Genomic DNA, 13,129 nt, shown 5'->3' on the forward strand with positions numbered 1-13,129 from the left:
TTTGCTTAGGAAGCTTAAACGTTTTGAACGCGAACGCTCAACAGGCCGACACTACCAAAAAAGATATTGTCGATACGCTTAAAAAAGACCTTTTAACTGCGCCGGATACCGTTCCGCATTTAAAAACAAAGAAATGGACGTTAATCCCACCGGCGGTGATGATCGGTTATGGCGTAACCTCGTTCTACGCACCGGCGTTACGCCGGGCCGACCGTTATATTTACCGCGAAGCCAAGGAGCATAATCCGCGACTTTCTTACCACTTTGAAAATTATATCCAGTACGCCCCGGTAATTTTGACCTACGGTCTTAACCTGGTTGGGGTACACGGGAAGAACACCTTTATAGACCGTACTTTTTCTTATGTGCTTTCGCAGGCCATGCTCGAGCTGACTACGTTCTCCGTTAAGCGTTTTACCCATAGAACGCGCCCAGACGGCTCTGACCGCTATTCATTCCCTTCCGGCCATACCGGAAATGCGTTTGCCGGTGCAGAATTCATGTCGCAGGAGCTGAGCGGGGTATCGCCTGTATATGGTGTAATTGGTTATACTTTCGCCACCGCTACCGGTGTGATGCGCATTTATCACGAGGATCACTGGTTGAGCGATGTAATTGCCGGGGCAGGTTGTGGTATCCTGGCAACCAAGGGCGCCTACCTCCTTTATCCGATCATTCGTAACCACTTAACCAAGGGCGGGCGTGAGAAAGAAAAGAATAAAGACATTCCACAAGAACTGCAAAAAAAGAAAGAACAGAAAAGTACCATTTTGCTACCGTCTTATTCTGGCGGAGTATTGGGAATGCACTTTGCCATGCAATTGTAATATTGGAAATATTTTCAGTATGCAATAGCTGTTAAAGGCCGTGGTTTTGCTGAGCAAACCACGGCCTTGTTGTTGAAAAATAGCGTACTGCCATTCAAATGCGGCTTTTTAAAGGTGAAGTTTATTTTGTTTTAAGGATTAATAAAATTGCATTTTAATGAAATTTATTGTTTTAATTTTTAAAATAGTGTAGAAAATACACTGATTTGGATTCTAAAAATTAATCATTCTTATAATTTTTTTGTTTTTTGTTAAAACAAAGCGCCCCGCTGTTTGTCTCCATATATGCGATCCGTCATCGCGCTTACTGATAACTGTCATTTCTTATCGTTTTTCAAAATCGCACTTTAGAAGTGATCTATCCGTTGCTGTTATTGTAATCGTCTATTTACCATGATAAAAACAATTTTGGTCTTTAATGACCACTCCTCTGAAGCGGAACACGCTGCAGAATTGGCGCTGGGTATCGCCCAAAAAATGAATGCCAATCTTTTACTGGCTACTATAGCCAAGGTAAAAGAAGGTAAACGTATTACCGCTCAGGAACCGGTACTTGTCGCGGGTAAGCAAAAGGCAGAACCTGTCACGTATTCATTTCAGATCACCTTGCAGGAGCACCTGCAGCAAATTGTTAATAAAGACAAACGGGAGGGATTTAAACCGGCCATTAAAAGCCTTGACCTGAGCGACCATGCCGAGATCGATCTGGCGGCCCTGGTAATTAAGAACGAGATATGGATGATGGTTAAAGGTACCTCTGCCAATCAGCAAGCCAACAATTTTAGGTCACGTATCAACGTTCAAAGCGTGCTTAACCGCGTCATGTGCCCATTACTGCTGGTGCCGGAACAGTTTGAATTGAAAGACTTTGAACATATTGTGTATACCGCAGATCTGAGATATAGCAGGCTGCATGTAACCAAATACCTGGCAGAGATTGCTGAGGCTTATGGTGCAGACATGATGCTGGCCCACCTGTCTGCTAAAGGTATCCCGCACATGGAAGAAAATTATGCGCATCGCTTTTTCGATACCGAAATTAACAACCGGGTAAAATATCCTAAATTGTGGTTTAACAACATCTGCGAGCGTAACCTTACTACAGCGGTAGACGTGCTGGTTAATGGCATGCATACAGATATGCTGGCGATGGTGAATCACCGCTTCCATTTTGAACAAATTCTTGGCCGGTACATTAACAATGCCCTGCCTGCCCATATTGCCATCCCCGTAATGGTTTTCCCTTATTAATTAAGGGTAACTAAAGGCATAAACTACCAGAGCCGGGTGGTTTATGCCTTTGTTTTTATACTCCTCAATCGTTTCCGTAGATTTTCAAACTTTCAAGCCGTTTAATAAAAGCAGTTCGTTTATATTTACTGCCTGTCAAATAAACAGTTAAAACCTTACCGTTAACGGTATCGAGTGCTTCATCAAGCAGAAAATTATATGAAGAATTTTTTAGACGATAATTTTTTATTGCCGAATAAGTCGGCAGAAAGGCTTTATCATGATTATGCCAAAGCCATGCCGATCATTGATTATCACTGCCATTTGCCACCAGACCAGATCGCGGCAGATCACCAGTTTGAAAACCTGACCCAGATCTGGTTGTATGGCGACCATTACAAATGGCGTGCAATGCGTGCTAATGGTGTTAACGAAGCGTACATCACCGGTAATAAGTCTGACTATGAGAAGTTTGAGCAATGGGCCAATACCGTTCCGTACACCGTACGTAACCCGTTGTTCCACTGGACGCACCTGGAGTTGCAGCGTTATTTCAACGTATACGATCTATTGCTGCCAGCCAGTGCAAAAAAGGTTTACGACGATTGTACTTCCAAATTGCAAACCCCGGAATACAGTGTGCGCAGCCTGATTACCAAAATGAATGTGGAGGCTGTTTGCACTACCGACGACCCGATAGATAACCTGGAACATCACCAGAAGATTAAACAGGATGGCTACAGCGTAAAAGTATTGCCTGCTTATCGCCCGGATAAGGCGATGAATGCCGATGATATCGCTGCACTGAACACCTACATCAATAAAGTAGAAGAAGTTACCGGCCTAAAGATAGAAGATTACGATACCTACCTGGAGGCACTGAAACAACGACACGATTACTTTGCGGCAAACGGCTGTTCGGTTTCTGACCACGGTTTAGAACAGATTTATGCCGAAGACTATACCCAGGAAGAAGTGCAGGGGATTTTCAGAAAAATCAGGGCCAACCAGGTGCTGCTGCCTGGCGAGATACTAAAGTTTAAATCGGCGATGCTGTACGAGTTTGCCCTTTGGGATCATGAAAAAGGCTGGGTGCAGCAATATCACCTCGGCGCATTGCGCAACAATAACAGCCGCGCGTTCCGTAACCTGGGCGCAGATACCGGTTGGGATTCAATAGGTGATTTTTCGCAGGCACGCGCACTTTCTAAATTCCTGGATAAGCTGGATAGCGAAGACCGCCTGGCAAAAACCATTATTTATAACCTTAACCCTGCTGATAACGAGCTGATGGCAACCATGATCGGTAATTTTAACGATGGTTCCGTTGCCGGAAAAATACAGTTTGGTTCGGCATGGTGGTTCCTGGATCAGAAAGACGGTATGACACGCCAGATCAACGCCTTATCTAACATGGGCTTGCTGAGCCGGATGGTAGGTATGCTGACGGATTCGCGCAGCTTCCTGTCATACCCCCGCCACGAATACTTCCGCCGTTTGTTGTGCAGTATCTTAGGTGAAGATATTGAGAATGGAGAATTACCTGCTGATTACGAGTGGATCGGTAAAATTGTGCAGGATATCTGCTATCATAACGCTAAAAATTACTTCAGCTTTTAATTAAGCTGAAGTATCCTATACGGGCCTGTTAGCTGGTTATGCCTTGTGGGACGATTCGCGGTCGATCAGGATCGTGTCCAACGTTTCAGTGGTAAACTCGGTAACAGGCCTTTTGCTTTCTATCACATTAATCAGCATTTCGGTAGCAACCTGGCCGATCTGAAAAGCTGGCTGGCGAACCACGGTTAGCGGAGGTGCAAAAAGCTCGGCCACGTCAGAATTGGTAAAGCCTGCAATCGCGACATCATCAGGGATACGCAACCCTAATTTTTTAATCATCGGGATACAAGTGGTGGTCAGCCGGTCGCTGGCGACAAAGATAGCATCCGGTTTTTCCTGCATCAGCTGCGTTACTGCTGTTTCCACTTCTTGCTGAACGGTACCGCCATGGTTGCAATGCTTAACCAGTTCTGCCTGGAAGGGAATACCATGTTTTTCAAGGGCGGCTTTGTACCCTTCTAAACGTTCGCGGGTGATGGAGAGCTGGCTGGCACTGGTGAGGTGCCCTATCTTTTCAAAACCGGTTTTTATTAAATGTTCTGTAGCTTCAAAAGCGCCCTTATAGTTGTCCGCGGTTACTTTGTGCGTATCTATTGAATTAGCAATACGGTCGAAAAAAACAATCGGGAAACCTTTATCGTGCAGGTATTTGTATTGGTCAAGGTCGGTTGTTTCAGACGATAGCGATACCAGCAAGCCGTCTACATGGCGCGATAATAAGTGTTGTACGTTGGCGGCTTCACGGGCAGCAGACTCATGCGTCTGGGTGATAATTACGTGATACCCGCGGTTATAAGCAATAGATTCTATTCCGTTTATGGCCTGCGAGAAGAAGTTATTCGCTACTTCGGGCACCACCACGCCGATAGAGTGACTCCGCTGATCTTTTAAACTAAGTGCGATAGGGTTAGGGCGATAATTGATCTTTTCGGCATACTCAAGTACCAGTTTCTTGGTTTCTGCACCAATTTCGTAACTGCCGTTTAAGGCCCGTGATACAGTGGAAGTGGACAGGCCCAGGGCCTTGGCTATATCTTTTATCGTGTATGACTGGAACATATCGTTGCTAATGTAATTGTTATTTAGCAATAATTAAATGACGTTTTTAGCGCGAAAAAAATTGTCTGGGTTGCAATCGTTCCCGGAAACGTTTGCACACTTTTTACCCTGATTATCCTTTTTTTAATCGCCGCTACTGTTTAATCTTGTTTTTAAGATCGGGCTGATTTTTAAAGTACGAATCTTAACCAATTATCGAACGTTTTATGGAAAGGCCCCGATAAGAAGGCGTCGTCCATCTATCAATTATGAAGAAGATCTTTTCTGTTTTATTACTGCTCTTTAGCCTGTCTGCTTTTGGCCAATACAAACCGGTGTTAACGGTAGCGCAGGATGGCAGCGGCGATTACAGCACCATACAGGAAGCTGTGAACAGCGTGCGCGATCTTGGGCAGCAGCAGGTAACTATCCGCATCAGAAAGGGTGTCTATCACGAAAAGCTGGTGATCCCTTCCTGGAAAACCCATATCTCATTAGTAGGTGAGGATAAGCAAAACACGGTAATCACCAACAACGATTATTCAGGAAAAGCCAATCCCGGTGGGAGGGACCAATTCGGGAAGGAAAAATTCACTACTTATACCTCTTATACAGTATTGGTGGAAGGGAATGATTTTACCGCAGAGAACCTGACGATTGAAAATACGGCGGGCAGGGTGGGACAGGCGGTGGCGTTACATGTAGAGGCCGACCGTTGTATCGTGAAGAACTGCAATATTTTAGGTAACCAGGATACCTTATACGCCGCTAAAGAAGGTTCGCGGCAGTTGTACCAGGATTGCTTTATCACCGGTACTACCGACTTTATCTTCGGCGAAGCCATTGCTGTATTTCAAAACTGCACCATCAAAAACCTTACTAATTCTTTTGTGACTGCCGCAGCGACGCGGCAAAGTCAGCTCTATGGTTTTGTGCTTCTAAACTGTAGAATTGTTGCCGATACCGGCGTAACCAAGTGTTTCCTTGGCCGCCCATGGCGGCCCTACGCCAAAACGGTCTACATTAATTGTTTCCTGGATAAGCACATTACCCCGGTTGGTTGGAATCCCTGGGATGGTGATGCCATGTTCCCGAATAAAGATCGCACGGCTTACTACGCCGAGTATAAGAGTGAAGGCCCCGGCGCGAGTACCGCGCAGCGCCAGCCCTGGTCAAAACAACTGACAACTGCCGAGGCGCGGAAATACACCATTGGGAATATCCTTTCAGGGCAGGACCACTGGGACGCACAAGTTAACCATCCCTAACAAACTATTGAATTATTTTTTGCTTAAACGTTTAAACTATTAGTAATATCACCTTTACTATTGCTGTACCGCTGCAATCGTTCCCGGAAACGTTTGCATAAATATTTATGCAAGAATAATATCTAAAGCTGAAAAAACTAATTACAATTGTTTGATGCAAAGTCTCTAAAGGGCTATTCTAACCAATTTTTTAAGATTCTAAGAGGGAGAAATGATAAGGATGTTTAATAAAACACACCGGTTTACCATACTGGCTGCAATGCTATTGCCGTTGCTTGCTATCAACGCGTCGGCCCAGAAAAATAGCGGAAGCGCAAATCCGTTTTCAGGAAAAGTGCTGCCCAAAGTTCAGCTGCCTGTATTTAAAAAAGATACCATCAACATTAAGCGTTACGGCGCCGTACCTGACGGCGTAACACTCAATACGCAGGCCATCAATTCGGCTATAGCAGCATGCAGTAAAAAGGGCGGGGGCGTAGTTGTGGTGCCGACAGGTATCTGGCTTACAGGTCCCATTGTGATGCAGAGCAACGTAAACCTGCACATCAACCGCGATGCGATGTTGCTGTTTACTAAAGATTACAGCCAGTACAAACTGGTAGCCGGTAACTGGGAAGGCGTGCCTGCCGCACGTAACCAATCACCTATTTCTGGTAAAAACCTACAAAATATCGCCATCACCGGCGAAGGTATCGTAGATGGTAATGGCGATGCGTGGCGCGCAGTAAAACGCGATAAGCTAACTGATAGCCAATGGAAAACGTTGGTAGAATCTGGCGGTGTGTTAAGTGAGGATAAAAAGATGTGGTACCCTTCAGAAGGGTATTACAAAGGCTCGCAGGTGAAAAAAGCCGGTGTATTGTTGAACGGCAAAACGGTAAAGGATTTCGAGGAGATTAAGAATTTCCTGCGGCCTAACCTGGTAGTATTAGAAAGCTGTAAAAAGGTACTGCTGGAGGGCGTTACCTTCCAAAACTCACCTGCATGGAACCTGCACCCGCTGATGTGCGAAGATATTACCGTTAGAAATGTTTACGCTAAGAACCCATGGTATGCGCAGAACGGCGACGGTATCGATCTGGAATCATGCAAGAATGCGTTGATAGAGAACAGTACTTTTGATGTGGGCGATGATGGTATCTGCATTAAATCCGGCAGGGATGAGGAAGGCCGTAAAAGGGGAAAGCCAACCGAGAACGTCATCATCCGTAACTGCGTGGTTTACCATGCGCATGGCGGTTTTGTGATCGGCAGTGAAATGTCCGGCGGGGTGCATAATATGTATGTCTCTAACTGCACCTTCATCGGTACAGATATCGGCCTGCGTTTTAAAACAACCCGCGGTCGCGGCGGGGTGGTAGATCAAATCTATATCAGCGATATCAATATGAAGGATATCGTCGGCGATGCCATCCTGTTCGATATGTATTACGAAGGTAAAGACCCGGTGCCACTGAAAGGCGAGCAGCGCGATGCACCTAAAGTTGAGACTTATAAAGTAACCGAAGCAACGCCGCAGTTCAAGGACTTTCACGTAAGCAACGTGGTTTGTAACGGCGCAGCCAGGGCCATTTTTGTACGTGGGCTACCGGAAATGAACATTGCTGATATCTGGCTGAATAATATGGTGATCCAGGCTAAAACTGGGATGGATTGTACCGAAGCAACTAATATCAACCTGAAGAATGTAAAGCTGATTACAGACAATACCAACCCGGTAATCAGTATTGATAACAGCAAATCGATCACTTTCGACGGGCTGAAATACAATGCCGGAAGCGAGTTGCTGTTTAACATCGGCGGCAGCAAAACGTCAGACATCAAGGTAAGCAATACCAGTTTCACCAATGCTAAAAACAAGGCGAACTTTGTACAGGGCGCTTCACAGCAATCATTGATCACCAATTAGAAGAGAGATATATGAGGAAATTTATTTATAGCTGTCTGGTTGTTTGCTGTTGTTTTACGCAGCTGCACGCACAGCAAAAGCCCCTGTCGCAACAGATGGCTGCCACCACCATGACCATCTGGAAAGACAGTATGGGCGGTGGGCGCTGGATGTATGACCAGGGTGTGGTATTAAAAGGGATTGAAGGCGTATGGATGCAAACCGCCGATGCGCAGTATTTTAAATATATCCAGCGCAGTATGGACCGTTTTGTTACTGCGGATGGTACTATCCAAACCTATAAAGCAGAAGATTATAACCTGGACAACGTACTTTGCGGCCGTTCGCTACTAATGTTGTACAAAGTATTAGGTGCAGATAAATACCGCAAAGCAGCAGCCTTACTTCGCGAGCAGTTGAAAACGCAGCCCCGCGTACCCGAGGGAGGCTTCTGGCATAAGAAAAAATACACCAACCAGATGTGGCTCGATGGCCTTTATATGGCCGAGCCGTTCTATGCAGAATATGCAGCGACATTTCATGAGGATGCCGCTTTTGATGATATTGCCAACCAGTTTATCCTGATGGAGCAGCACGCCCGCGACCCAAAAACAGGCTTGCTATATCACGCCTGGGATCAAACTAAAACAGAGCGTTGGGCAGATCCTAATACAGGATTATCAAAAAATTTCTGGGGCAGGGCAATGGGCTGGTACGCTATGGCGCTGGTAGATGTGCTGGACAACTTTCCAGCACATCACCCTAAACGCGCGCAATTGCTGGCTATCCTTAACCGTTTGGCAATAGCGATACAGAAATACCAGGATCCTAAAAACGGATTGTGGTACCAGGTGCTGGATAAAGCAACTTCAAAAGGAAACTATCAGGAAGCATCTGCCTCTTGTATGTTTGTTTATGCCTTGGCCAAAGGTGCGCGTTGCGGTTACCTGCCATCATCTTACCTCGAGGTGGCAAAAAAAGGTTATCAGGGTATCATGGGCAAGTTTATCGAAACCGGTTCAAACGATATGGTTAACCTGAACGGTACCGTAAGCGTAGCCGGTTTGGGTGGAAAGCCTTACCGCGACGGCAGCTACGAATATTACCTGAGCGAGAAAGTGGTACAGAACGACCCTAAAGGTGTGGGCGCATTCCTGCTGGCCAGTGTAGAGGTAGAACGTTTAGCCCATATCGGCGAAGCCAAAGGCAAAACCGTTTTACTCGATAGCTATTTTAACAGCGAGACCCGTAAAGATGTAACCGGAAAGATAATTCCTTTCCATTACAAGTGGGACGAACTTTCAAATAACGGCTTCTCTTTATTCGGGCATATTTTTGATAACTACGGTTTTAAAAAGGCCACCCTTGAGCAGGCCCCCGATGCTGCAAACCTGAAAAAGGCCGATGTATTTATTATCGTCGACCCGGATATCCCGAAAGAAAATCCTAATCCCAATTATATCGAAGCGCCGCATGTAAAAGCAATCAGCGAATGGGTGAAAGACGGCGGGGTACTATTGGTATTCAACAACGATACCGGCAATGCAGAGTTTAACCACCTGAACAAGCTGATGGCTAAATTCGGTATGCAGTTTAACCTGAACAGCCGAAACCACGTAGAGGGTTCGCAGTTTGAACAGGGCGCCATCATGATCCCGGCGAATAATCAAATTTTCAAAGAGGCGCGTAAGATCTATGTTAAAGAGATCAGCACTCTTAACCTGACTGCCCCGGCCAAACCGGCTTTGGAGGATAAAGGCGACGTGATTATCGCGGTAGCTAAATATGGTAAAGGAACGGTCTTCGCCGTGGGCGATCCGTGGTTTTATAACGAATACCTGGACGGGCGTAAACTGCCACCATCTTTTGAAAACTTTACCGCGGCGAATGACCTGGTAAAATGGGTAGTAAAACAACTGCCTGCCGGGAACAAAAAGTAAGATGGTCAGGCCCGCATAAATACCCCTCAACAATTATATATATGATCTTATCAAGATACAACTTAAAGAAAATTAATCAACCAGGACTGATTGTACCCGCTGACAATATTTTTGACCTTCCTGAAAAGGTATTACAATTTGGTACCGGCGTATTGCTGCGCGGCCTGCCGGATTATTTTATTGATAAAGCAAACCGCGAAGGCAAGTTTAACGGGCGTGTAGCGGTGGTAAAGTCGACCGATACCGGTTCTGCTACGGATTTCGATCGCCAGGACAACTTGTATACCCTGTATATAAAAGGTATTGAAAACGGGCAGGAAGTAAATGAGCAGATTATTTGTTCTGCCATTAGCCGGGTGTTATCCGCAGGGCAGGATTGGGCCGGTATTTTAAAGATTGCCCATAACCCCAACCTGCAGGTGGTCATATCCAATACTACAGAAGTAGGTATCCAACTGGTTCAGGACGATATCCGCAAGCATCCCCCGGTTTCTTTTCCCGGCAAGTTGCTGGCTATCTTATACGAGCGTTACAAGGCGTTTCAGGGAAGCGATAAATGCGGTTTGGTAATCGTACCTACCGAACTGATTGTTGATAATGGTAAAAAGCTGGAAGCAATCGTGCTGGAACTGGCGCACCTGAATAAACTGGAGCCTGCATTTATGGACTGGCTCGAAAGCAGCAACCATTTCTGCAATTCGCTGGTGGACCGTATTGTGCCGGGTAAGCCGCAGGCAGAGCAATTGGCTGCGCTGGAAGAAACGTCAGGTTATCAGGATGATCTTCGTACCGTATCAGAAGCGTATGCGCTTTGGGCTATCGAGGGTAATGATCATATCAAATCTGTACTGAGCTTTGCCGAAAGTCACCCTGGGGTGATCATCACGCCGAATATCGAGATGTTCCGCGAGCTGAAGCTGCGCTTGTTGAACGGTACGCATACCCTTACCTGCGCTATTGCCTTTTTATCCGGTTTCGAGACGGTGTACAAAGCGATGGAGAATGAATCTTTCTTGCAGTTTATCAAACAGCTGATGCTGAATGAGATTGCGCCTGCTATTCCGTACGAGGTGGATATGGATACCGCTGCCGATTTTACCAATAAAGTGCTGGACCGTTTCCGTAACCCGAATATCGAGCACCAGTGGATCAGTATTTCTGCACAATATTCATCTAAATTGAAGATGCGAGTGATACCTTTGCTGTTGAATCATTATCAGCATAGTCAGGCCGTGCCCGATTACTTTGCTTTCGGTTTTGCAGCATTCATCCGTTTTATGAAGATTGCTAAAAATGCAGAAGGTAAATTTGCCGGAAATAACAATGGGGTAACTTATATCGTTACTGATGCTAATGCTGATATATTTGCACAAGCATGGCAAAGTAATGATGCGAAGACCGTAGTGGAAACCATTTTCAGGAATACCACTTTATGGGATACGGATCTGACACAACTGCCGGGATTTAAGGATGCAGTGATTAAAAGATTGGAAACTATTATTTATAGCGGTACATTAAGAGTTTTAGAAAATATACATGTTAAAAGTTTAGCCCGATGAGACAGTGGATTTTAAAAATACATCCTGAAGATAACGTGCTGGTAGCGCTTACCGATCTGAAAGCCGGAGAGGAAGTTGTTTACGAAGGACAAACCTATACCCCGGCCGAGTTTATCCCGGCGAAGCATAAGTTTACTATTGACGCGATGCCCGTAGGTTCGCATATCATTATGTACGGGGTGCTGGTAGGTGTGGCTCAGCAGGATATTATTAAAGGCGGCTTAATTACCACGGCTAACATTAAACATGCTTCTAATGATTTCATGAGCGAAAGGCATGCTTACACCTGGAGCAAACCCGACACCACTAAGTTTGAAGGCCGTACGTTTATGGGTTACCACCGGACGGATGGTAGTGTTGGTACCGGCAACTACTGGCTGGTAATTCCGATGGTGTTCTGCGAAAACCGTAATGTGGATGTATTGCAGGAAGCGCTGATCAAGCCTTTGGGTTATGGCCGTAAGAAAACTTATGAGCTGAAAGCCCAGACCCTGATTGAAAGGATTAAAGCGGGCGGCAGCGTTGAAGAAGTATTATATACGGAAACTGAAAGTGATACAGAAAATGCCATTGGTGCAAAAGTATTCCCGAATGTAGATGGTATTAAATTCCTGACCCATGCAGGCGGCTGCGGCGGTATCCGTCAGGATGCGATCGCCTTATGCGGTTTGCTGGCAGGGTACATTACCCATCCTAACGTGGCTGGTGCGACCGTATTAAGTTTGGGTTGCCAGAATGCCGAGGTACGCATTTTGGAAGAGGAGATAGCTAAACGTTCACCAAACTTTAGCAAGCCGCTCTATATTTTAGATCAACAGAAAACAGGCACCGAACAGGAGCTTTTGGATAAAGCATTGCGCCAAACTTTAGCAGGCTTAATGCAGGCAAATGAAATTGTTCGTCAACCGGCGCCATTAAGTAAACTGGTGATCGGTTTGGAGTGTGGTGGTTCAGATGGTTTTTCTGGTATTTCTGCTAACCCGGCTATCGGTTATACATCAGACCTGCTGGTAAGCCTTGGCGGTTCGGTGATCTTAGCCGAATTCCCTGAACTTTGCGGGGTGGAACAAAACATGATAGACCGTTGCGTAGATAAAGAACGTGCAGAACGCTTCAGTCACCTGATGCGTACATACAATGCGCGTGCGGAAGAAGCAGGATCAGGATTCTATATGAACCCATCACCGGGTAACATTAAAGATGGTCTGATCACCGATGCGATAAAATCGGCCGGTGCAGCTAAAAAAGGCGGAACTTCGCCGGTTGTAGATGTATTGGATTATCCTGAAAAGGTAACCAAGCCAGGTTTGAACCTGTTGTGTACTCCGGGTAATGATGTGGAATCTACCACGGCCGAGGTTGCATCTGGCGCTAACGTGGTATTATTTACCACCGGCTTAGGCACCCCGACAGGTAACCCGATTGCACCAGTCGTAAAGATTGCAACCAATACCACGCTTTATAAGAAGATGAATGACATCATCGATATCAATACTGGTACTATTATCGAGGGTGAAGAAACCATTGAACAGGCCGGTGAACGTATTTTAGATTACGTGATCAAGGTAGCCAGCGGCGAAGTACAGGTAAGTGCAGTGCGCCACGGTCAGGATGATTTCATTCCATGGAAACGCGGTGTTTCTCTATAAGGATAGATAACATTTCAAAAAAACGGGCTTGCATAACGCAAGCCCGTTTTTTGTTAAGCCCCACCTAATCCTCTCCGCCAGCTGGCGGAAGGATTTCTAAAGCCCCTCTC

9 protein-coding genes are annotated in these 13,129 nt (G+C 45.8%); 8 read left to right on the forward strand and 1 reads right to left on the reverse strand.

The genetic code is table 11. The features are described 5' to 3' along the window. Positions 1-23 precede the first annotated feature (23 nt). The 3 genes from MUY27_RS02215 (at position 24) to uxaC (ending at position 3,677) form a co-directional block, all read left to right on the forward strand. Positions 24-827 (forward strand): phosphatase PAP2 family protein, encoded by an 804-nt coding sequence (locus MUY27_RS02215; protein WP_245128335.1) that lies wholly within the window; start codon positions 24-26, stop codon positions 825-827. A 393-nt stretch (positions 828-1,220) separates the two neighbouring features. Further along, positions 1,221-2,078 carry a universal stress protein gene (locus MUY27_RS02220; RefSeq protein WP_245128336.1) on the forward strand — a complete coding sequence of 286 codons (858 nt, stop codon included), beginning with the start codon at positions 1,221-1,223 and terminating at the stop codon, positions 2,076-2,078. A 198-nt stretch (positions 2,079-2,276) separates the two neighbouring features. Next, on the forward strand, positions 2,277-3,677 hold the full coding sequence (gene uxaC, locus MUY27_RS02225; RefSeq protein ID WP_245128337.1) for a glucuronate isomerase: 1,401 nt from the start codon (positions 2,277-2,279) through the stop codon (positions 3,675-3,677). A 36-nt stretch (positions 3,678-3,713) separates the two neighbouring features. Here the strand turns inward: uxaC and MUY27_RS02230 are convergent, their stop codons facing one another. Then, positions 3,714-4,736, reverse strand: coding sequence for a LacI family DNA-binding transcriptional regulator (locus MUY27_RS02230; protein WP_245128338.1), 1,023 nt, complete (start codon positions 4,734-4,736; stop codon positions 3,714-3,716). Between the two features lie 248 nt (positions 4,737-4,984). Between MUY27_RS02230 and MUY27_RS02235 the strand changes: the two genes are divergently transcribed. The 5 genes from MUY27_RS02235 (at position 4,985) to MUY27_RS02255 (ending at position 13,019) form a co-directional block, all read left to right on the forward strand. Next, complete coding sequence (locus MUY27_RS02235) at positions 4,985-5,983, forward strand: pectinesterase family protein (RefSeq protein ID WP_245128339.1); 999 nt, start codon at positions 4,985-4,987, stop codon at positions 5,981-5,983. 211 nt (positions 5,984-6,194) lie between these two features. Continuing rightward, positions 6,195-7,892: a glycoside hydrolase family 28 protein gene (locus MUY27_RS02240; RefSeq protein ID WP_245128340.1), complete on the forward strand. Its 1,698-nt coding sequence runs from the start codon at positions 6,195-6,197 to the stop codon at positions 7,890-7,892. Positions 7,893-7,903: 11 nt separating this feature from the next. Beyond that, on the forward strand, positions 7,904-9,811 hold the full coding sequence (locus MUY27_RS02245) for a glycoside hydrolase family 88 protein (RefSeq protein WP_245128341.1): 1,908 nt from the start codon (positions 7,904-7,906) through the stop codon (positions 9,809-9,811). A gap of 41 nt (positions 9,812-9,852) precedes the next feature. Next, positions 9,853-11,370 carry a tagaturonate reductase gene (locus MUY27_RS02250; RefSeq protein ID WP_245128342.1) on the forward strand — a complete coding sequence of 506 codons (1,518 nt, stop codon included), beginning with the start codon at positions 9,853-9,855 and terminating at the stop codon, positions 11,368-11,370. Beyond that, a complete protein-coding gene (locus MUY27_RS02255; RefSeq protein WP_245128343.1) occupies positions 11,367-13,019 on the forward strand; it encodes a UxaA family hydrolase in 1,653 nt (550 codons plus the stop codon). Before MUY27_RS02250 ends, MUY27_RS02255 begins: the two co-directional genes overlap by 4 nt. Positions 13,020-13,129 lie beyond the last annotated feature (110 nt).

This window comes from Mucilaginibacter straminoryzae (assembly GCF_022953055.1).
Classification (GTDB): Bacteria; Bacteroidota; Bacteroidia; order Sphingobacteriales; family Sphingobacteriaceae; genus Mucilaginibacter; species Mucilaginibacter straminoryzae.